The 20,819-nt window shown below is 61.2% G+C and carries 16 protein-coding genes; 6 read left to right on the top strand and 10 right to left on the bottom strand.

Going from position 1 to position 20,819, the window contains the following annotated elements:
* Positions 1 to 13 precede the first annotated feature (13 nt).
* The 4 genes from HJ536_RS08350 (at position 14) to dtd (ending at position 3,749) form a co-directional block, all read left to right on the top strand.
* On the top strand, positions 14 to 1,147 hold the full coding sequence (locus tag HJ536_RS08350; protein ID WP_177157397.1) for an SPFH domain-containing protein: 1,134 nt from the start codon (positions 14 to 16) through the stop codon (positions 1,145 to 1,147).
* Between the two features lie 80 nt (positions 1,148 to 1,227).
* Complete coding sequence (locus tag HJ536_RS08345; RefSeq protein ID WP_177157396.1) at positions 1,228 to 2,328, top strand: TFIIB-type zinc finger domain-containing protein; 1,101 nt, start codon at positions 1,228 to 1,230, stop codon at positions 2,326 to 2,328.
* 60 nt (positions 2,329 to 2,388) lie between these two features.
* Positions 2,389 to 3,309, top strand: coding sequence for a carbohydrate kinase family protein (locus HJ536_RS08340; protein ID WP_177157395.1), 921 nt, complete (start codon positions 2,389 to 2,391; stop codon positions 3,307 to 3,309).
* The gene (gene dtd / locus HJ536_RS08335) at positions 3,306 to 3,749 is read left to right on the top strand and encodes a D-aminoacyl-tRNA deacylase (RefSeq protein ID WP_177157394.1); all 444 of its coding nucleotides are present in this window, start codon (positions 3,306 to 3,308) and stop codon (positions 3,747 to 3,749) included. Before HJ536_RS08340 ends, dtd begins: the two co-directional genes overlap by 4 nt.
* 90 nt (positions 3,750 to 3,839) lie before the next feature.
* On the opposite strand, the gene HJ536_RS08330 is transcribed toward dtd, so the two are convergent.
* From HJ536_RS08330 to aroQ, 6 genes are all read right to left on the bottom strand, one after another.
* The gene (locus HJ536_RS08330; RefSeq protein WP_176853571.1) at positions 3,840 to 5,015 is read right to left on the bottom strand and encodes an HlyD family type I secretion periplasmic adaptor subunit; all 1,176 of its coding nucleotides are present in this window, start codon (positions 5,013 to 5,015) and stop codon (positions 3,840 to 3,842) included.
* 4 nt (positions 5,016 to 5,019) lie between these two features.
* Positions 5,020 to 7,302 carry an ATP-binding cassette domain-containing protein gene (locus tag HJ536_RS08325; protein ID WP_177157393.1) on the bottom strand — a complete coding sequence of 761 codons (2,283 nt, stop codon included), beginning with the start codon at positions 7,300 to 7,302 and terminating at the stop codon, positions 5,020 to 5,022.
* A complete protein-coding gene (locus tag HJ536_RS08320) occupies positions 7,299 to 8,594 on the bottom strand; it encodes a TolC family protein (RefSeq protein WP_176853573.1) in 1,296 nt (431 codons plus the stop codon). The genes HJ536_RS08325 and HJ536_RS08320 overlap by 4 nt, the downstream gene beginning before the upstream one ends.
* A 104-nt stretch (positions 8,595 to 8,698) precedes the next feature.
* On the bottom strand, positions 8,699 to 11,128 hold the full coding sequence (locus tag HJ536_RS08315; protein WP_177157392.1) for an Ig-like domain-containing protein: 2,430 nt from the start codon (positions 11,126 to 11,128) through the stop codon (positions 8,699 to 8,701).
* Between the two features lie 728 nt (positions 11,129 to 11,856).
* The gene (gene purU / locus HJ536_RS08310; RefSeq protein ID WP_177157391.1) at positions 11,857 to 12,741 is read right to left on the bottom strand and encodes a formyltetrahydrofolate deformylase; all 885 of its coding nucleotides are present in this window, start codon (positions 12,739 to 12,741) and stop codon (positions 11,857 to 11,859) included.
* A gap of 390 nt (positions 12,742 to 13,131) precedes the next feature.
* A complete protein-coding gene (aroQ, locus tag HJ536_RS08305; RefSeq protein ID WP_176853576.1) occupies positions 13,132 to 13,566 on the bottom strand; it encodes a type II 3-dehydroquinate dehydratase in 435 nt (144 codons plus the stop codon).
* A 235-nt stretch (positions 13,567 to 13,801) separates the two neighbouring features.
* Between aroQ and HJ536_RS08300 the strand changes: the two genes are divergently transcribed.
* Positions 13,802 to 15,445 (top strand): methyl-accepting chemotaxis protein, encoded by a 1,644-nt coding sequence (locus tag HJ536_RS08300; RefSeq protein ID WP_177157390.1) that lies wholly within the window; start codon positions 13,802 to 13,804, stop codon positions 15,443 to 15,445.
* Here HJ536_RS08300 and HJ536_RS08295 read toward each other — a convergent pair whose 3' ends face one another.
* Positions 15,446 to 16,561, bottom strand: coding sequence for a THUMP domain-containing class I SAM-dependent RNA methyltransferase (locus tag HJ536_RS08295; protein WP_177157389.1), 1,116 nt, complete (start codon positions 16,559 to 16,561; stop codon positions 15,446 to 15,448).
* A 55-nt stretch (positions 16,562 to 16,616) separates the two neighbouring features.
* Between HJ536_RS08295 and HJ536_RS08290 the strand changes: the two genes are divergently transcribed.
* Positions 16,617 to 16,994, top strand: coding sequence for a VOC family protein (locus HJ536_RS08290; protein ID WP_177157388.1), 378 nt, complete (start codon positions 16,617 to 16,619; stop codon positions 16,992 to 16,994).
* A 45-nt stretch (positions 16,995 to 17,039) separates the two neighbouring features.
* On the opposite strand, the gene HJ536_RS08285 is transcribed toward HJ536_RS08290, so the two are convergent.
* The 3 genes from HJ536_RS08285 to HJ536_RS08275 all read right to left on the bottom strand — a co-directional run bounded on the left by HJ536_RS08285 (position 17,040) and on the right by HJ536_RS08275 (position 20,806).
* On the bottom strand, positions 17,040 to 18,287 hold the full coding sequence (locus HJ536_RS08285; RefSeq protein WP_177157387.1) for a saccharopine dehydrogenase family protein: 1,248 nt from the start codon (positions 18,285 to 18,287) through the stop codon (positions 17,040 to 17,042).
* A 62-nt stretch (positions 18,288 to 18,349) separates the two neighbouring features.
* Positions 18,350 to 19,441 carry a carboxynorspermidine decarboxylase gene (locus tag HJ536_RS08280; protein WP_176853634.1) on the bottom strand — a complete coding sequence of 364 codons (1,092 nt, stop codon included), beginning with the start codon at positions 19,439 to 19,441 and terminating at the stop codon, positions 18,350 to 18,352.
* A gap of 174 nt (positions 19,442 to 19,615) precedes the next feature.
* Entirely contained in the window at positions 19,616 to 20,806 is a 1,191-nt protein-coding gene (locus HJ536_RS08275) for an acetyl-CoA C-acyltransferase (RefSeq protein WP_177157386.1), read from the bottom strand.
* Between the last annotated feature and the right edge of the window lie 13 nt (positions 20,807 to 20,819).

Raw genomic sequence — 20,819 nt, 5'->3', positions numbered from 1 at the left:
AGGACATCGCACCATGGGAATTTTCGATTTCCTCAAAGGTGAATTTATCGACGTCATCCATTGGACCGATGACACCCGCGACACGATGGTCTGGCGTTTTGAACGCGAAGGCCACGAGATCAAGTACGGCGCCAAGCTGACCGTGCGCGAAGGGCAGACCGCCGTTTTCATCCACGAAGGCCAACTGGCAGACGTGTTCACCCCCGGCCTCTATATGCTGGAAACGAACAACATGCCGATCATGACCAAGCTCCAGCATTGGGATCATGGTTTCCGCTCGCCCTTTAAGTCCGAGATTTACTACGTCGCGACCACGCGGTTCACCGACTTCAAATGGGGCACCAAGAACCCGATCATGGTGCGCGATCCCGAATTCGGCCCCGTACGCCTGCGGGCCTTTGGCACCTATGCGATCCGCGTGATCGACGCCGCCCGTTTCATGACCGAGATCGTCGGCACCGACGGCGAATTCACCAGCGACGAGATCAGCTTCCAGATCCGCAACATCATCGTGGCCCGTGCCTCGCAGGCGCTGGCGGCCAGCGGCATTCCCCTGCTGGATATGGCCGCGAACACCGATGATCTGGGCAAGGTAATCGCCGCGCAGGTATCCCCGACGCTGGCCGAATACGGGCTCGAGATGCCCGAATTCTATGTCGAGAATATCTCGCTCCCCCCCGAGGTCGAAAAGGCGCTAGACGCCCGCACGTCGCGTGGCATCGCCGGCAACCTGGACGACCACATGAAATGGCGCGCCGCCGAGGCGATGAATGCACCCGCCTCTGCCGCTGGCGCTGCGATGGCCACCGGCATGGGGGCCGCGATGGGCATGGCGATGGGTCACCAGCAGATGGGCCCGTGGGGCGCAATGCCCGCCGCCGCAGCACCTGCCCCGCAGGCCGCCCCCATGGCTCCGCCCCCGCCCCCTGTCGAGCATGTCTGGCACATCGCGGAAAACGGCACGACCACTGGCCCCTACTCCAAGGCGCGCTTGGGCCGCATGGCAGTCGAAGGGCAACTGACCCGCGCCTCCCTGGTCTGGACGGCTGGTCAGGACGGCTGGAAACGGGCCGAGGACGTAATGGAACTGGCGCAGCTGTTCACCGTAATGCCGCCGCCCCCGCCTCCTCCGCCGCCCGCAGGCTGATGACCTTTTGCCCGCCCCTGCGCGACAGCTCGGGCGGGCCACTTTATTTCCAGAACGAACCAGAATTCAGGTCCCCATAAATGGCGCCCACCCTTCCCGACCGCCAAGAGCACCGCTTTCCCTGTGACCAATGCGGAGCGGATTTCCGATTCTCGCCAGAAAAGGGGATGCTGGTCTGCGACCACTGCGGCAACACCGCCCCCATGGTGGACCACCCCAAGGCCCCCGCGATCGCCGAGCTGGACTTTAACGCAGCCCTCAACCAGCGCCTGCCCGAAGCCGAGACCGAGGTGATCCGCGTCCTGAACTGCCCGAACTGCGGCGCTCAGGTCGAGTTTGACGATGTCACCCACTCCAAGGAATGTCCTTTCTGCGCGACACCAGTGGTGACCGACACCGGCACCCACCGCCATATCAAGCCGCGGGGTCTGCTGCCCTTTGGCCTAGATGAAAAGGGCGCGCGCGAGGCGATGAACAAATGGCTCGGCAGCCTGTGGTTCGCGCCCAACGGCCTGCAAGAATACGCCCGCAAGGGGCGCAAGATGCAGGGCGTCTATGTCCCCTACTGGACCTATGACGCGGACACGAACACTCGCTACACCGGCGCCCGCGGGACGGTTTACTATGAAACCCATCGGGTCATGGTGAACGGCAAATCCGAAACCCGCACGGTGCAAAAGGTGCGCTGGACGCCCGTTTCCGGCCGTGTGGCGCGCTGGTTTGATGACGTGCTGGTGCTGGCCTCGAAATCCTTGCCGCAGAAATACACCGACGCTTTGGAGCCGTGGGATCTGTCTGCGCTAGAGCCCTATTCCCCCGAATTCCTCGCCGGTTTCCGCGCCGAGGGGTACACCGTTGCCCTCGACGAAGGGTTCGAGACCGCCCGCATCAAGATGTCCCGCGTGATCGAGCGCGATGTGAAGTTCGACATCGGCGGCGACCGTCAGCAGATCTCCAAGATGGACACGCAGGTCAGCAACGTGACCTTCAAGCACGTCCTGCTGCCCGTCTGGGTTGCGGCCTACAAATATCGCGGGAGAACTTTCCGGTTTGTGGTGAACGGGCGCACGGGCCGTGTTCAGGGGGAGCGCCCCTATTCCGCATGGAAGATCGCTTTGGCGGTCATCGCTGGCTTGATCGTGGCGGCAGGCGTGGGATACTTCATCGCAATAAATCAATAAACTTGAAGAATTCCGATCTTCGAGTATTGGTAGCGCAAACATGAATAAATGAGGCCCCCCATGATCCTGTGCTGCGGAGAATCCCTGATCGACATGCTGCCCCGTCAGGCCACGACGGGCGAGAATGCCTTTGCCCCCCACGCAGGCGGCGCCGTGTTCAACACGGCGATTGCTTTGGGGCGTCTTGGGGCACCTGTGGCGATGTTCACCGGTCTGGCCACCGACTTCTTTGGCGACCTGCTGGCGGAAACGCTGGAGTCCTCCAAGGTGTCCACCCAGTACGTCCATCGCGCCGATGCCCCCTGCACCGTGGCGTTCGTCAAGCTGGTGGACGGTCACGCGACCTATGCCTTCTACGACGAGAATACCGCAGGCCGGATGCTGTCCACCGACGCTCTGCCCGATCTGGCCGGCGACGTGAACGCGCTGTTCTTTGGCGGCATCTCCCTGGTGGTAGAGCCTTGCGGCGCGACCTACGAGGCGCTGATGACCCGCGAGGCGGCGAACCGCGTCACGATGATCGACCCGAACATCCGCCCCGGCTTCATCAAGGACGAGGCCGCATACCGCGCACGCATCGACCGCATGATGGGCATGGCCGACATCGTGAAGCTCTCGGACGAGGATCTGGCGTGGCTCATGGGCGGCGAGGATATCGACGCCAACGCCGCGCAGGTTCTGGCGATGGGCCCCAAGCTGGTCTGCGTCACTCGTGGCAAGGACGGCGCATCGGGCTACACCGCGAATGGCCATGTGGACGTGGCTGCAACCGCTGTGACCGTGGTCGATACCGTGGGCGCAGGCGATACCTTTAACGCGGGTGTTCTGGCGTCCTTGGAGGAAGCTGGCGTTTTGTCCAAAGAAGGGGTCGCAAACCTGTCCGACGAGGTCATCGCGAACGCGCTAAGCCTTGGGGCACGGTCGGCGGCCATCACGGTCAGCCGGGCCGGAGCCAACCCGCCCTGGACCCACGAGCTATGAGAGCACTTTTACAACGCGTTTCCGAAGCCCGCGTCGATATCGCGGGCGAGACCGTCGGCAAAATCGACGCCGGTCTGATGATCCTGATCTGTGCCATGCAAGGCGACACCGAAGCGGACGCCGACAAGCTGGCCGCCAAGATCACCAAGATGCGCATCTTCGAAGATGACGCAGGCAAGATGAACCTGTCCCTAATGGACACTCACAAGGCCGCGCTGGTGGTCAGCCAGTTCACCCTGTCCGCTGATACCAGCCGCGGCAACCGCCCCGGCTTTTCCACCGCGTGCCGCCCCGACGAGGGGAACGCGCTCTACGAATACTTCAGCGAGGCGTTGCGCAAGCTGGGTGTTCATGTGGAAAACGGCCAGTTCGGCGCCGATATGCAGGTGCATCTGTGCAATGACGGGCCGGTGACCATCTGGGTCGACACCGCCGCCTAAGACGCCCCCTACCCCCCAAAAAATACGCAAGGCCCGGGACTGGAAAACCCGGGCCTTGAGAGTCCGTCTACGAGGTAAGTGGACGGGTAATCAGGGTTCGCGCAGCGCCTCTTTGGATTTGTAGAGGGGCTTGAGCATGTATTGCAGCACGGTCTTTTCGCCGGTGTAGAGCTCGACAACCGCGATCATACCGGGGCGCATTTCGATCTCGCGCTGGCGTTCGGTCAGGTTGTTCATGTCCACGCGGACGGTCACCTTGTAGTGCGGGTCACCTTCGGGATCGCGCGAGCGTTCGTCTTTGAACGTGTCGGCGGACACCAGATGCACCTCGCCCTGAAGCGAGCCATAGATCGTGTAGTCATAGGAGCTGAGCTTGATCGTCGCCTTCTGGCCAACGCGCACCTGCGCGATGTCCTTGGGCTTGATCTTGGCTTCGACGAACAGCTCGTCATCCAGCGGGATGATCTGCATGATCTCTTCGCCCGGACGCACAACGCCGCCGATGGTGGTAACGGCCAGATTGTTCACCACACCGCGCATGGGGCTGATCAGACCGGTCCGGTCCAGCTGGTCGCGGCTGGCCTTCAGGTTCTGTTTCAGGGTGCCCAACTCTTTCAGCGTTTCCGAGTATTTCTCGGCGCGTTCCAGATCGGACTGAGTGACGATCTCGTCATAGCGTTTCTGGGCATCCGCGGTGGCCTTGCGGGCGCGGGTGACCTCGATCAGCGCGACGATTTTGCGTTCCAGCAGCTTTTCCAGCAGGGCCTGCTCTTCGCTGGCCTGATCCAGAACCTGCTGTGCGCCATCGCGGCTTTTGACATAGTCGGACTGGCGGGCCTCAAGCAGCTGACGCTCGGACGCGACGATTTCGGGGGCAGCGGCGGCCATCTCGGCGGGCACTTCGAAGGTGTACTCGCCGGCCAGCTCGGCCTCGAGGCGCATCCGGCGGATTTCCAGCGCAGTCACCTGCGCGGCGATGTCATCCACCTCGGATTTAAATTTGGTGCTGTGCAGGCGGGCCAGCATCTGGCCGCGTTCGACCTGATCGCCCTCTTTGACGTAGAGCTCGGCAAGGATACCGCCCTCGAGGTTCTGGATGATCTGCGGGCGAGACGAGGAAATCATCTCGCCTTCGCCGCGCACGATCACGTCCAGCTTAGCGAACCCTGCCCACACCAGAAAGACCACGACGACCAAGCCCGTCATCCAGATGATCCGGCTAGAGCCTTTGATCCGACCTTCCATTTCTGTGGCTAGGGTACTCATCAGCTTACCTCGTAATCTTACCTGCCGCGTTGGCAGTCAGATGGGCAACCACTTCTTCGCGCGGACCATCCACTGCCATGCGGCCGTTTTGGAAGATCAGCGTACGTTTGGTCAAGGACAGGATTGGCAGGCGGTGCGTTGCAACAATCGTGGTCCGCCCCTGCAGCCAGCTTTCCAGACGGCTGACCAGAGTGGCTTCCAGCGTTTGGTCCAGCGACGCGGTGGGTTCGTCCAGCAGCACGATCGGAGGGTTCTGCAGCCAGATGCGCGCCCAACCGATGGACTGACGCTGACCGACGGACAGACCCTGACCACCATCGGTGATCTCCAGATCCAGACCCTTGTGGTGGCCTTTGACGAACGGGCCAAGGCCAGCGAAATCAAGGGCTTCGAACAGGCGTTCGTCGTCCCGTTCCAGCTGGTGCAGGTTCAGGTTTTCGCGCAGGGTGCCCGCGAAAAGGCGCACGTCCTGACCCAGATAGCCGATGTTGCGACGCAGGTCGCGGGGAGCGATCTGGCCCATGTCGACGCCGTCAATCATGATGCGGCCTTCGGTCGGCGCATAAAGACCCGACAGCAGTTTCAGGAAGGTCGATTTACCCGAACCGTTCACACCCAGAACCGCGACAGATTCACCCTTGCCGATGGCAAGCGCGCGGATGTCCAGAATCGGAGCCCCGTCACGGTCGTATTTGAACTGCACGTTGCGGAACTCGAACCGGCCTTCCAGCTTGTCGCGGCGCAGATAGGTGCGGCCCTCGGCCAGATCCTGTTCGGCTTCGGCAATCGCGTCCAGTGCGTCCAGCGCACCGCGAACGTTCGACCAACGGGCCAAGGTACCGGCCAGCTGGGTCAGCGGGGCCAAGGTACGGCTGGTCAGAATACCGACGGCAATGATCGAACCCACAGTGAACTCACCGACGAACACCAGATAGGTGCCGGTCACCACAGCGGCGATATAGGTCGCCTGCTGGATGCCTTGGCTCCAGTAAGTCAGTGCGGTCGCCATGCGGCGCTGCTCGCTCGACTTGATCGAGGACAGGCCGGTCAGTTCACCCCACAGGCGGCGGATACGGTCTTCGCCACGTTGGGTTTTAACGGTGTCGAGTTCGAAAATGGTTTCGTGCAGCAGGCGGGCCGAACGGGTCGAGGCGCCTTGGCTTTCGCGGGTCAGGCGGATCATCTTCTTTTGCAGGAAGAAGCCGGGGATGACCATCAGCACACCGCCAAGGATCAGAACCCAAACCACGCTACCCGCGATCGAGGCGACCAGCAGCAGGAACACCAAAATGAACGGCAGGTCCGCCAGCGAACCGATCGACGCGGCGGTAAAGAATTCGCGCACAGCGCCGAATTCCCGCATCGCCCCGAACAGTTGCGAGGACGACACCCCACGGCGGTCCGAACGCATCCCCAGCAGCTTTTCCATCAGCATACGCTGGATGTTCAGCTCGATCTGGCGACCGGCCGAGTCCATCAGTCGGGCGCGGGCCAGCTTCATCATGGCTTCCAGACCCAGCGCCACCAAGGCACCGATGGCCAGAACCCAGAGGGTTGCCTCGGACTGGTGGGGGATCACGCGGTCATAAACCTGCAGCGAGAACAGAGCGACCGACACCGCCAGAATGTTGGCGATCAGCGAGCCCAGAGCGATCTCACCGATCTGGCGCTTGAACTTGGGGAACTCGCCCCAGAACCAGTGCGAGGCGTCCTGCTCGGGGGTGTGAATCTTTTTGATCTGCTCGACGGTGACTTCGGCGCGGATCAGAACCCCAGCAAAGAAGGGTTCGAATTCGGTCAGGGGCACATAGGCGCGGTTGTCGATGCAAGAGGTGTCATAGATCACCACTTCGCTACCGATCTGGTCCAGCACCAGAATGGACTGACCGCTGACCATCTGCGCAATCGCGGGCCAGTGTGCGGGCGTCAGGGCGCCCACGGTCATGATCTTGGTGTGCAGACCCGCAGCTTGCAGACCGGCGGCCAAAGCTTTGGGCTGGGTCGCATCGGCGCCCCCGGCCCGCATCATGGCGTCCAGCACATCGCGCGGCGGCACGTTCAGGCCCAGATAGCCCGCATAGACCGACGCCAGTTCAGCGCGCGCTTTGGCGCGGCCTTCGGGGTCAGCCTTGGGCTTGGTCGCCCATTTGGTCGCGATTTGTGCGATGCCCAGAATGGGGTTCGCCGATTTTTTGGGCGGCGTGACGTCGGGCGGCAGAACCGCTTTGGCTTTGCCGGCGTCTTTGCCGCCGGGTGTTACGGTCAGAGCGATCGGTGCCTTGCTCATACGTCATCCCCGTTTACCAGTAGACCGAATTCCTCGGCCATCTGCAGCTTTGTCAGGATGGCATCGTATTTCAGCCCGACATGCTCGAGCCGACGCGCCACCATGGTTTCGTAAACGCTCACCACATCCATCACCTGACGCTGGCCTGCCTCGTACTGCTCCTGGAAGGTGCGGTAGTTGGAGACCGACTGGGACGCCAGAGTACTGGTATTCGCGCTCTGACGGTCCAAAGAGGCCAGGTTTTCACGCAGACGCGCAATCTTGCGGTCTGAATCTTCTTGGGCCTGCTTGATGCGGGCCGCAGCTGCCTGCTTTTCGGCCTCGATCGCGCCAAGGGCCGCGCCGGTGCCAAGGCCGATCATGTTGTCGGTCTCGATCGCGAGACCCAGATCGGTGCTGGCACTGCTGGCGGTGCCGCCAGCGGTCAGCTTGGGCAAGAAGCCTGCGCGTTCGATCTTGGTCTGAGCTACGTCGCGGTCCAGTTCGGCGCGGGCGTTCAGAACGTCCAGCGGCTCGACCCCATTGGGGAACAGCGGCACGTCAGACACGCCGGTCACGCTGTCCAGCGGGAAAGCGGACATGGCGGCCAGTTCGGCCAGCGCGGTACGCTCGCCCTCTAGGTCGGCATTCAGGGTTTCGCGGGCTTCGTCCAGCTTCAGGCGCAGAACCTGCTCGTCCGAGGTATCCGACACACCACCGGCCACGCGGGCCTCCATGATGCGCATGAATTCGGTCATGTCTGCGGCGGCCTGACGGGTGATCGCCACGCGGGCGCGAGCCTTTTCGGCGCGCAGATACAGCTCGAGCGCGGTCATCACGCGAGCGTTGCTGTTCGCGGACAGGGCAACGGCAGCAACCTCGACGTCGGCGCGGGCCAGTTCACGTTCTGCCTTGCGCTTGCCGTTGTCGAACAGGACCTGTTCGATGAAGAGGCTGGCCACAAAGTCGCTCATGCTGGTGAGCGAGATCGACGGACCCAGTTGGGGAAGCCAGTTTTTATCCGCTGCTTTGGAACGCAGCAGGGCAGCGCGCAACTCGGCCTCGGCGGCGCGGGCGTTGGCGGCCATAACGGCATCAGCCACAGTGTCGAACGGCGACCCCTGCGGCAGCAGGCTCTGACGAGACTGCAGAATTTCAATGATTTCGGAACGCTGCTCCTGAGTCGCCAAAGCCCCCTGCTTGGGGGGAGTGGCCGCGAATTGAGCCCCTGTGGTCTCTTCGTAACTCTTGCCGAAACAGCCAGCCAGCGCAAAAACCGCAACGCCGGCAGCAAGTGTCGCTGCCCGTCTCATGTATTCAGAACTCCGCTCGGTGCACCGTGTTGTTTTTTGTATCGGTGCGGGCCTCAAAGGGCGGCGCATTGTCTGCGCCGCCCTCTATTTATTCAGTGCTCAGCTCAGGTGTTGAACTGGATGTCGTCGTCGATCGCGATGGTCGCGCCATCGTCGCCGATGGTGTAGAGGCTGTAGGTCTGGCCATCCACAGTTTCGTTCGCGCCGGTGTCGGTTGCGCCGGTGATGGTCACCGTGTCATCCGAGTCACCCGAGATGGTTACCTTGTCGCCGTTGTCCGACAGACCGATGATCTGCTCTTCGGTCAGGGTCAGGGTCGCATCGGGCAGGAACGACAAGTCGATCGAGTCGATGTTGAACTCGTCCAGATTGCTCCAGTCGACGTCAACTGCGGTGCTGTCGTTGTCCAGCAGAGCCACATAGACCGAGGACGAGTTGCCTGCATCGTCCGAGTTGGTCAGGATCGCATCGTAACCGTCGGTACCCGAGATGCCCTCATCCAGCGAGATGATGGTGTAGCTCGAGGTTTCTACAGTTTCGAAACCGATTTCAGTGGTCGCGCCGTTCTCGTTCACCGAGTGGATCGAGACAGTCTCGACATCGCTGTTCGAGTTGAAGCCCTGGGTCACAACGTCCGTACGGTCGTAGGTGATCTGCGCAGCAGTCAGGGTTTCGGGAACAACGTTGTCGATGGTGATGGTGGTGTCATCGCCGTAGTCGTCACCAATGCCGTCGTCGTTGCCCGCGATGTCGGTCACGTCCAGCTGAACATCCAGCTCGCCGTTGTCGATTGCCGGAACAACCGAAGGATCGAAGGTCACGGTCCATTCGCCGGTCGCCGTATCAACGGTTGCCAGAGTACGGGTGCTGTCGTCGCCGTTGATGGTGACATAGACTTCGGTCGCGCCGATTTCGGCGGTACCGGTCAGGGTCAGGCCATCTTTGGTGTCCGCATAGTTGAACACGGTGCCGGTCGGGGTCAGATCGTCGATCGACAAGTTGGTCACGACGGTGTCGACGTAAACGGTGCCGGTCGCGCTGACGGTGCCATCGTTGACTTCGGCGTCGGGGTTGCCCTCGACCGCGGTGTTGCCCTGCTCGTCCTCTGCCCAGATGTACAGCGGAACGTCATAGCGGTCACCGGTTTCGACTTCGTCCTCGGGAACAACCAGAGTCCAGTTGCCGTCCGCGTCGGCGGTGGTGGTGTACTCGGTGGTGCCCTGCTCGCCGCCGACACGGATGTGTACGGTTGCGCCAGCTTCGGCGGTGCCGGTCAGAGTGACGCCGTCGTCAGCAACTTCTTCCGCGTTTGCGGTGAAGTCGTCGTCGTAGGCAGTGCCTTCGTTCGCGAACGATTCATAGTCTGCGGTGACCCAAGTCTCGGTATCCAGCGACAGGGTGTCGGTGTGGGTTTCCTCAACGTTGCCGTATTCGTCTACGGCATAGTAGGTCACTTCGGTTTCACGCACGCCATCGGGATCAGTGTCGCCGTCGGCAACTTCGTCCGAGGTGAACGCGATCTCAAAGGTGCCATCGTCAGCAACAACCGCGCTGTGGGTCACGCCATCGATGGTCATATATACGGTCGAACCGGGCTCGCCTTCGCCTTTGATCAGAACGCCGTCCTGATCATCGTACTCGGCTTCGTTCCAGATATCGTCGGTCGACACAACGCCGTCGGTCAGGCTGGTTTCCGGCGGAATGGTGTCCACGAAGAAGGTCGGGCCTTCCAATTCGGTGACGGTTCCATCGGGATCTTCGATGGTGACTTCGGCAATGTTGCTTCCCTCTTCGGGGATATTGCCCGGCGAGGTGGTCACTTCCCAGTCGCCATTGTCGTCGGCGGTGGTGGTCAGGGTCAGGTCGCCGATAACAACTTCAACGGTCGAGCCAGCAGGCGCGGTACCGGTTACGGCAACGGTCTGGGTGTCTTCGTCCGAAGTGATGGTGTGCGTGCCCGGATCGACGGTCGGGATGACAGTCTCTTCTTCGCCGCCACTCGAGTCGCTACCGCCCGAACCGTTGTCATCATCGCCACCGGCCAGTGCGGCCAGACCCAGCAGAGCAGCCGCAGCAGCACCTGCCGGCCCAAGGCCTGCCAGCGCAGCGGGAGCAAGCATTGCAACAGCTTCGTCATCGGGAACAACGGCCATAACTTCGTCGCCGTCGACAAAGATCAGGTCGTCCGAGGGGCTCCATTTGCCCCAAGTTGCCACGTCTGCGTAACCGCCAAAGGTCGCGACGCCATCTTCGCCGGTGATCACAACTTGCGACAGCTCGCCATCGGCCGAGACGTACAGCTTGCTTTCTGCGCCGTTAAAGAAATCTTCCAGAACGATCACACGACCGTCCGCCAGTGCGATCTGGAGGTTCGAACCTTCACGGACGTAGTTCATCACCGAACTACGTGCGAGGTTCAGAGAGATCTCCTGACCACCTGTAACTTGAAGAACTGTTTGTCCGCCTTCTCCGGCCAGACCGCCACGATAAACGGCACCCGTGCCGTCCTTGACGACATAGTCAACTGACTGCATTGCTCTGCTCCGCCTCAAATAGGCCCGTCTTCTTGCGTGGCCTTATTACCATTGGGTACCAAGCTACCTTCTTTCGGACACAATCTCCAGTATTTTTAGGTAGGCTTGGTCCTATGTGGCCGAAATCACGCGCGATCGGACAATTCCCGTCAATTCCGGACCATAAATTGCCCATTCACAGGGTAGTGATCCTATATTTTTGCAACAATGTTGAATGATGAGCGACTAATGTGCAAAATTAGGCAGGTTACCCGGCCTGCCAGATTCACGAGAACTTCGCCCCCTAACCAAGCCAAGTCCCGAGCAGATTCCCGGTTATCCACAGAGCACAGGAATCGCGATTCCGGCTCAGAGCGCCGCCTTAAGGCACCCCGACAAAAAGCGCCAGCCCCCTCGAATCTCGCTATTTTCCAGAGCTATCCACAGGCAATCGCAGTCGGACTAACGGACGCAACCGTCACTTGTGTAACCTGTGATTTCAATTCATCCAGAGCCCTGCCCACAGGCCCTACTCTGTCGATCTGATAGGGAAACCACCGGTCTGTGCTTTGGTATATGGCTTTCAAACAGTGCGGCCCGCCAAAAAATGCCGTCTCAATTTTGTATTTTTGCAAGAGATCGCCCTCGGGATTAGTCAGCGCCACCCGATTCCCTTTTTCCAATTCGGGCAAAAAGAAGGCCCCCGGTTTTCACCGAGGGCCGTAGATTCTCGAATTGTGGCGCGAGGCTCAGCCCATACGCTCCGAGGCGTAGGAACCGGGGCTTGCGGGGAAGACCACGGTCTTGTTGCCGTTCAGGAAGACGCGGCGGTGGATGTGGGCGTGGATCGCACGGGCCAGAACCTGCGCTTCGACGTCACGGCCCAGCGAAACATAGTCGTCGGGGCTTTGGGCGTGGGTCACGCGTATGGTGTCCTGCTCGATGATCGGACCCTCGTCCAGATCGGCGGTGACATAGTGCGAGGTCGCGCCAATCAGCTTCACACCGCGCTCATAGGCCTGTTTGTAGGGATTTGCGCCCTTGAACGACGGCAGGAACGAGTGGTGGATGTTGATGATGCGGCCGGACATCTTCTGGCACATCTCGTCCGACAGGATCTGCATGTAGCGCGCCAGAACGATCAGATCGGCGCCGGTGTCCGTGACAACCTGCATGATCGCGGCCTCGGCCTGAGGCTTGTTCTCTTTGGTGACCTTGATGCAGTGGAAGGGGATGTCGTGGTTCACGACGACCTTCTGATAGTCCATGTGGTTCGAGATCACCGCCACGATGTCGATCGGCAGCGCGCCAATACGCCAACGGTACAGCAGGTCGTTCAGGCAGTGGCCAAAGCGCGAAACCATGATGACGACTTTCATCTTCTCGGTTTCGTCATGGAAGGCAAACTCCATCTCGAACTCGGTGGCTACGCCGGCAAAGCCCTGCTCCAGCTCGGCGACATCTTTGCCCTGCTCGCTTGTGAAGCTCACACGCATAAAGAATTTGCCGGTTTCCTTGTCGTCGAACTGCGAGCTGTCGGTGATATTGCAGCCGGTGTCAGCGAGGTAGTTTGCGATGGCGGCCACGATCCCGCGGGTCGAGGGACAGGTGACGGTCAGGGCATACTTGGTCATTCGTGTGATCCTTGAACGGTCGGTCTAATGCTAGAAGTCTGATTGCGGCGTTACTGCGCCTCGGCCCGCGTGGTTTCCCCTTTGGTGACGCAGTGCAGCCTGCCTGACGGAATCTGTAGCGCGTCGCAAACGGGAAGATGTGTCGGAAAACGCCAGATCACCCGCTATTCGCGTCTTGCGCCATGTCGCTGGGTTGCGGCGGATGGAACCGGTCATGAGGGGCCTGTCGTCTGGAGTTTCCCGCACCTTGTGGCGGTGCTTGGGGGCAGTATCCAGATCAAGGCGCGGGCCGGAATAGAAAAACGCCCGTTTCGCGGGGAAACGGGCGCCTTGAATGGACATCAGGGGAACCGGCGTTTCCTATGGTGAACGCACGCCCCCGATTTTGGATCAGACCAGCTGCACCAGACGGCGGATGGCGGCCAGATAACCCTCGATCCCCAGACCGGCGATCACAGCGGTCGCGATGTCGGACACATAGGAATGATGGCGGAACGCCTCGCGCGCGTGGACGTTCGAGATGTGGACCTCGAACTTGGGCATGTCGCAGGTCACCAGCGCATCGCGGATCGCGACCGAGGTGTGGGTATAGGCGGCGGGGTTGATCACGATACCGCAGGCCTCAAGCCGGGCGCGCTGGATCAGTTCGACGATCTCGCCTTCGTGGTTGCTCTGGGCAAAGACGACCTCGAACCCGTAGTCGGCGGCCACTGCGCGGCACTTGGCCTCGACATCGGCCAGCGTGTCATAGCCATAGACCTCGGGCTGGCGGGTGCCCAACATGTTCAGGTTCGGTCCGTTCAGGACAAAAATCGGCTTGGCCATAAGATGTGCTCCGCAAAGAATTCGGCCAATGGGTCGCAAATTCCGGTGCTGCGGTCAATCGGCCTGTGATGGCGTTGAATCCCATTCGACGCGCCGACCATCCTAATTCGCGCCTGACCTAGCCTCTTGAACGATCCCGTCTGCCAGCCACAGCCGCTAAACTTTGGGGAACGCTCGCGCGCCCGCCCGACGTGTGGGCGCGGCGCAAGACACCCCTATTCCAGTTGGATGCGCCATGAAATTTTCCATCAAGTTCAGGCTTGCTGCCACCTTTCTGATCCAGCTCGTGCTGCTGGCCTGCATGGGTGGGCTGGTCGTCTATGAACTCGAAGAGATGCAGGATCGCAGCGAAGCCATCGTAAACGAGAACTTTGCCCATATCCGCACCTTTGACGAGCTGGCTGAACAGCAGAACACCATCCAGCGGATCATGCGCGACTACATCATGCTGGATAACAAAGAGCAGCGCCGCCAGTTCAAGGCAGAGCTGCGCGCCCTTGGCGACAATCAGCAGGCCGCCATCGACAAAGCCCGTGTCGGCGCGACCGAGGAAACCCTTGGCCAGTTGGATAACTATGTGTCCCTGCGCGACGAGCTGAACACCCTGAACAAGAAGGTGATGCAGGTGCTGACCTTTGGCGGCGCGGCCAAGGCCGGCGAGCTGCTATATGTGAACAGCTCTTTGGTGGATGCCGAGATGGCCACGCTGATCGCCACCGTCCAGAACAACGAAGAAGGCCGGATGGCGCAGGCACTGGCAGACTCGCGCGCGGCCTTTGACCATTCCCGCAAGATCGCGCTGGGGCTTTTGGGGGTCGCAGCGGCGCTGTCGCTGTTTGCGTCCTACCGGATCATCAGCGCCCTCTCGCGCGGGTTTGCCAAGGCCAATGACCTGAGCGCCCGCGTGGCGGATGGGGACCTGACCCTAACCGCCACCCACAAGGAAAAGAACGAGATCGGCGATCTGCTGGACAACCTGAACCGCATGGTCACCAGCCTGCGCAGCATCGTCGGCGAGGTTTCTACAGGTGCGAACAACGTGGCCATCGGCTCCAGCCAGATGGCGGAGACATCGGACAGCCTCAGCACTTCGGCAACCCGTCAGGCCGCCTCGTCCGAGCGCGTTTCCACTGCGATCGAACAGATGACCGCCAACATCGCCCAAACCGCCGAGAACGCGATCGAGACCGAGAAGGTGGCCGAAAGCGCCGCCCAAGAGGCCCGTCAGAGTGGCGCAGCGGTCAAACAGGCCATGTCCGCAATGAAGGACATTCTGGAAAAGATCGCCGTGGTGCAGGAAATCGCCCGCCAGACCGACCTCTTGGCCCTGAACGCCGCGGTCGAGGCCGCCCGCGCAGGCGAGCATGGCCGTGGTTTCGCCGTGGTCGCCTCCGAAGTGCGCAAGCTGGCCGAACGCAGCCAGACCGCCGCGCGGGAAATCGGCGACATCTCGAAGAACACCGTGTCCGAAGCCCAGATCGCCGGTGAAATGCTGAACAAACTGGTCGACGAGATCGAGCGCACTTCGACGCTGGTCAGTGACATCTCGCGGGCGAACTCGGAAATCTCTCTGGGGGCGCAAGAGGTCCGCACGACGATCATCGAGCTGGACGGCGCGACCCAATCCAACGAGGCCGCCTCCGAGGAAATGTCTGCGACAGCCGAGGAACTGTCGGCTCAGGCGGCAACCCTGCGGGATTCGATCCGCATCTTCCGCCTGTCCGAGGACGCCACTGAAACCACCGATGCCGAGCATATCGCCGATCTGGTGGACGTGCCCATGCCAGAGCCGAAGCCCGTCTTCGACCTGAGCATGGATGATGCAGGGGACGCCGCGGACTTTGTCCCCGATCGCAGCAAAACGACCGAACCGGCCTGATCAGGCCAGCGGATTGGTCTGGTGAAGAGTGATCCGCATCCCACCATGAGGCACAGGCGGGGTTGTCGGCAGGAACGGCAGCCCCGTTGCTTTTGCCAGACCGCCGTCCGTGGTGATGATCCCCACACGCCAGCCCTTGAACTGCGCCATCAGGGTTTTCCCCAGCGCGCCGTATAGGGCAAATAGCTGCTTCTTGTTGCCGATCCGGCCGCCATAGGGCGGGTTCACGATCACAATGCCGGGCGCGCAGTCAGGACGCTGCAAATCACTGACCGCCGCGTGGGCAAAGGCCGTCAGCCCCCCTACCCCCGCTTTCTCGGCGTTGATGGTGCTCATGCGGATCGCGCCCGTGTCACGGTCAGAGCCGTAAAACTGCGCGGGCACCTCGCGGGGCTGAACGCCCGCTTTCAATGCGTCAAACACCTTGGCGTCATAGTTCCGCAAGGTCTGGAAGGCAAAGCTGCGGCTGCGACCGGGATAGAGACCCACCGCCATCTCCGCTGCCTCGATCACAAAGGTGCCAGAGCCACACATCGGGTCCAGCACCGCCTGCGTGCCGTCATAGCCCATCTGGCGCAGGAACGCGGCGGCAAGGTTTTCGCGCATGGGCGCCTTGTTCACCAGTTCCTTGTGGCCGCGTTTGTGCAGGCTCTCGCCGCTGGTATCGATGCTGAACGTGCAGAGGTCATCCTCGATCCGCAGCTTGATCACCAGCTCGGCCTCTTGGTCGATCACGGCGCCCACGGTGTCCTTTAGCGCGGTTTTCACGCGGTCGGCGGCGGCGCGGTCATGGTAGATCTTGGACTTGCGGCAGGTGGCCTCGACCTTGAGCGTCACGCCTTGGGGCAAGAGCGCGGCCCAGTCGATCTTGCGGGCGCGTTTGTCCAGCTGCGCCAAGTGCATCGCGCGGAAGCTGGCGAAACGGGCCAGAACGCGCACGGGGGTCCGCAGTTGCAGGTTGGCGCGCCAGACCTCGGGCCAGTCGCCGCGCACTGTCACGCCGCCCGGCTGCTGGGTCACGCCCGCAAAGCCACGCTCGCGGGCCTCATCGGCGACCACGTTTTCTAGACCCGGAGGGGCCACCAAGAAGATGTCGAAGGTGTTTTCAGATTCCATTGCGCCCGTTTATCTGCAAACCAATCCCCAAGCGACAGTTATTTCAGAGGCCCACATGCAGATCACCCGCATCGACCATTTCGTCCTGACCGTGGCCTCGATCCCCGAAACCTGCGCGTTTTATGAGGCCTTGGGGATGACTGTGGAAACCTTTGGCGCGGGCCGCAAGGCGCTGCGATTTGGCGCGCAGAAGATCAACCTGCATCAGGTCGGGCGCGAATTCGAACCCAAGGCCATGCATCCAACCGCCGGATCGGGGGACTTCTGCCTGATCACCGAAACGCCGCTAGAGGACGTGATCGCCCACCTGACCGCGCACGGTTTGCAGATCGAAGAAGGGCCCGTGGATCGCACTGGCGCGACGGGGCCGATCACCTCGGTCTATCTGCGCGATCCGGACAACAATCTGGTCGAGATCGCGAACTACAAATGAAAAAGGGCGGGGAAATCCCCGCCCTTTGACCGTCTGATAGACGGATTATTCGTTCCACGCCTTGTCGGTGCCACCAAGGCCACCAACCTGCACACGGGTCGGCAGACCGATGGTGTCGAGGATGGTGAAGAACGGCTTGGGGTCCAGCTCTTCGACGTTTTTCATGGTCTTGGCATCCCACTCGCCGGTCGCAACCAGCATCGCGGCAGCAACGGGCGGCACACCGGCGGTGTAGCTGATGCCCTGAGAGCCAACCTCTTCGTAGGCTTCCTTGTGGTCGGCCACGTTGTAGACGAACACCTCGACGTCCTGACCGTCTTTGGTGCCTTTGACCAGATCGCCGATGCAGGTCTTGCCAGTATAGTTCGGCGCCAGCGAGGAGGGGTCGGGCAGCACTGCTTTCACCACTTTCAGCGGAACAACTTCCAGACCTTCGGCGGTTTTCACGGGCTGCTCGGACAGAAGGCCAAGGTTCTTCAGCACGGTGAAGACGTTGATGTAGTGGTCGCCAAAGCCCATCCAGAAACGCACGTCGGCGTTCGGATAGTTGGCCGCCAGCGAGTGCACTTCGTCGTGGCCCGACTGATAGGCGCGGCAGGTGCCAACGGTCGGCAGATCCCAGTCACGGCCCGAGGCGAACATGGTGGTCTCTTTCCACTGCTGGTCTTCCCAGTAGTAGACGACGCCAGTGAATTCGCGGAAGTTGATCTCGGGGTCGAAGTTGGTGGCAAAGTACTTGCCGTGCGAGCCTGCGTTGATGTCCACGATGTCGATGGACTTCACTTCGTCCATGTATTCGTCGATCGCATAGCGCGCGAAGGCGTTCACAACACCGGGGTCAAAGCCTGCCCCCAGAATAGCGGTCACGCCCTTTTCGGCGCACAGCTCGCGCTTCTTCCACTCGTAGTTGGCGTACCACGGCGGAGTTTCGCAAATCTTGGCGGGGTCTTCGTGAATGGCGGTGTCGATATAGGCAACGCCGGTCTCGATGCACGCGTCCAGCACGTACATGTTCACAAAGGCCGAGCCCACGTTGATCACAATCTCTGCTCCGGTGGTCCGGATCAGGTTGGCCACTGCGGCGGTATCCATCGCATTGACCTGGTGCGCTTCAAGAACGCCCTCTTGCTTCATCGCGCCCTTTTCACGGACCGACTCAAGGATGGCCTCGCACTTGGCGAGGGTCCGGCTGGCGATATGGATATCACCAAGCACATCGTTATTCTGCGCACATTTGTGCGCCACGACCTGAGCGACGCCACCAGCGCCGATGATGAGTACGTTCTTTTTCAACGTAGGGAACCCCCTTTGGTTTACAGGTTAAGTTCGATACATGACGCCCTTGGGCGACAAATTCACGACAGTGCTGCCGAGAAATCTTCGTAGGTAAAGTCGCGGACCAGACGCTCGGTGCCATCCAGTTCGCGGATCGCAATAGCGGGCATCTTCACGCCGTTGAACCAGTTCTTTTTGACCATAGTGTAACCGGCAGCATCCTGAATGCTGATGCGGTCACCGGCCTGCAGAGCCTTGGGGAACTTGAATTCCCCGAAAATATCGCCTGCCAGACAGGATTTGCCGCAGACCATCCATTCCTGATCGCCCGACTGCTCCATCCGTGCGCTTTCGCGATAGATCAGCAGGTCCAGCATGTGCGCTTCGATGCTGCTGTCCACAATGGCCAGGTTCTTGCCGTTGAACAGGGTGTCCAGAACGGTCACTTCGAGCGTGGTCGATTTGGTGATCGCTGCCTCGCCGGGCTCCAGATAAACCTGCACTTCGTTCTGTTCGCTAAAGCGTTTCAGACGCTCGGCCAGCTTGTCCAGCGGATAGCCTTCGCCAGTGAAGTGGATGCCGCCGCCAAGGCTGATCCACTTCATCTGGCGGATCAGATAGCCGAACCGCTGCTCGATGCTGTTCAGCATGGCGTCGAAACGGTCGAAATCCGCGTTCTCGCAGTTGTTGTGGAACATGAAGCCACTGATCTGGTCCAGAACGGGCTCGATATTCTTGGGGTCGTGTTCGCCAAGGCGGCTGAAGGGACGCGCAGGGTCCGCCAGATCAAAGCCGCTGGTCGACACACCGGGGTTCACGCGCAGGCCACGGGTGTGGTTGCGGCTGGCTTCCTCGAAGCGGGACAGCTGACCCACGGTGTTGAAAATGATCTTGTCCGAGCTGGCCAGAACTTCGTCGATCTCGTGGTCCGACCACGCGACCGAATAGGCATGGGTTTCGCCAGGAAACTTCTCGCGGCCCAGTTTGACCTCGAACAGCGAGCTGGAGGTCGTGCCGTCCATATACTCGCTCATCATGTCAAAGACGGACCAAGTGGCAAAGCATTTCAGCGCCAGCAGAGCCTTGGCGCCCGAATGCTCGCGCAGCCACGCGATCTTTTCCATGTTCGGCAAAAGGCGCGATTTGTCGATCAGGTAATAGGGCGTCTGGATCATGTCTCTGCCTTCCGGTTGGCGATCAGCACAGGACATCGGCGTATATGAGAACTGCCAGTCAGCCACAAGCCACGGCACGCCGATTTACGCGGGATTCGCATCCCGCGCTGTACTTAGCCCTTTTGATCAAAAAACCAAAGGCCGAAAGGGTCACAACATTCTTATGACCACTTAGTTGACACGTTCGATGGCGATGGCGGTGGCTTCTCCTCCTCCGATGCAAAGGGACGCCATGCCGCGCCGCAAATCATAGGTCTCTAACGCGGCCAGTAGGGTCACCATTACGCGGGCACCCGATGCCCCGATGGGGTGGCCAAGCGCGCAGGCCCCGCCGTGGACGTTCACCTTGTCATGGGGCAGTCCCAGATCATGCATGGCGGCCATAGCGACCACGGCGAAGGCCTCGTTGATCTCGAACAGATCCACGTCGTTCAGGTTCCAGCCAGTTTTCTCGGACAGCTTGCGCATGGATCCGATGGGGGCAGTGGGGAACAGGTTCGGCTCGTGGGCATGGGTGGCGTGGCCGCGGATAATGGCGCGGGGTGTGAGGCCACGGCGCTCGGCCTCTGACAGGCGCATCAGCACCATCGCCGCCGCCCCGTCACTGATCGAAGAACTGTTGGCTGCCGTCACCGTGCCCCCTTCGCGGAAGGCTGGGCGCAGGGTCGGGATTTTGTCGGGGCGCGCGTTGCCGGGCTGTTCGTCGGTATCCACAGTGGTTTCGCTGCGGCCTGCGCGGACGGTCATCGGGGTGATCTCGGACACGAATTTGCCGTTTGCGATGGCCTGTTGTGCGCGATCCAAGGAGGTCAGCGCATAGGTGTCCTGAGCCTCTCGGGTGAAACCGTAGCTACCCGCGCAATCCTCAGCAAAGGTGCCCATCAGGCGGTCGCGATCATAAGCATCCTCGAGCCCGTCCAGGAACATGTGGTCGATCACCTGCCCGTGCCCCATCCGGTAGCCGCCCCGCGCCTTGGGCAGCAGATAGGGGGCGTTCGACATGCTTTCCATCCCGCCAGCGACCATGACATCGGCACTGCCCGCCAGCAGCAGATCATGGGCCAGCATCGCGGCCTTCATCCCCGATCCGCACATCTTGTTCACGGTGGTCGCCCCCGCAGACAGGGGCAACCCTGCGCCCAAAGCCGCCTGACGCGCCGGAGCCTGCCCCTGCCCCGCTGGCAGAACGCAGCCCATGATCACCTCTTGCACCGCATCCGCAGACAGGCCCGCCCCGACCAGAGCACCGGAAATGGCGCAGGCCCCCAACTCGGCTGCAGTGGCGCCGGACAGCGCCCCCTGAAACCCGCCCATAGCGGTGCGCGAGGCTCCGACGATGACAATAGGATCGGATGTGGACATGAAACTCTCCCCT

The sequence above is a fragment of the Donghicola mangrovi genome, from assembly GCF_013377535.1.
Lineage (GTDB): Bacteria > Pseudomonadota > Alphaproteobacteria > Rhodobacterales > Rhodobacteraceae > Donghicola > Donghicola mangrovi.
Note: the sequence above shows the minus strand (reverse complement) of the source record. Positions and strands in the feature narration are given on the sequence as shown.

Bases quoted from the DNA above. Each gene is read 5' to 3' on its own strand.
- aroQ (WP_176853576.1), bottom strand. From the start codon at position 13,566: ATGGCCAAGCCGATTTTTGTCCTGAACGGACCGAACCTGAACATGTTG.
- HJ536_RS08275 (WP_177157386.1), bottom strand. From the start codon at position 20,806: ATGTCCACATCCGATCCTATTGTCATCGTCGGAGCCTCGCGCACCGCT.
- HJ536_RS08340 (WP_177157395.1), top strand. From the start codon at position 2,389: ATGATCCTGTGCTGCGGAGAATCCCTGATCGACATGCTGCCCCGTCAG.
- HJ536_RS08320 (WP_176853573.1), bottom strand. From the start codon at position 8,594: ATGAGACGGGCAGCGACACTTGCTGCCGGCGTTGCGGTTTTTGCGCTG.
- dtd (WP_177157394.1), top strand. From the start codon at position 3,306: ATGAGAGCACTTTTACAACGCGTTTCCGAAGCCCGCGTCGATATCGCG.
- HJ536_RS08325 (WP_177157393.1), bottom strand. From the start codon at position 7,302: ATGAGCAAGGCACCGATCGCTCTGACCGTAACACCCGGCGGCAAAGAC.
- HJ536_RS08315 (WP_177157392.1), bottom strand. From the start codon at position 11,128: ATGCAGTCAGTTGACTATGTCGTCAAGGACGGCACGGGTGCCGTTTAT.
- HJ536_RS08300 (WP_177157390.1), top strand. From the start codon at position 13,802: ATGAAATTTTCCATCAAGTTCAGGCTTGCTGCCACCTTTCTGATCCAG.
- HJ536_RS08330 (WP_176853571.1), bottom strand. From the start codon at position 5,015: ATGAGTACCCTAGCCACAGAAATGGAAGGTCGGATCAAAGGCTCTAGC.
- HJ536_RS08350 (WP_177157397.1), top strand. From the start codon at position 14: ATGGGAATTTTCGATTTCCTCAAAGGTGAATTTATCGACGTCATCCAT.
- HJ536_RS08345 (WP_177157396.1), top strand. From the start codon at position 1,228: ATGGCGCCCACCCTTCCCGACCGCCAAGAGCACCGCTTTCCCTGTGAC.
- HJ536_RS08290 (WP_177157388.1), top strand. From the start codon at position 16,617: ATGCAGATCACCCGCATCGACCATTTCGTCCTGACCGTGGCCTCGATC.
- purU (WP_177157391.1), bottom strand. From the start codon at position 12,741: ATGACCAAGTATGCCCTGACCGTCACCTGTCCCTCGACCCGCGGGATC.
- HJ536_RS08295 (WP_177157389.1), bottom strand. From the start codon at position 16,561: ATGGAATCTGAAAACACCTTCGACATCTTCTTGGTGGCCCCTCCGGGT.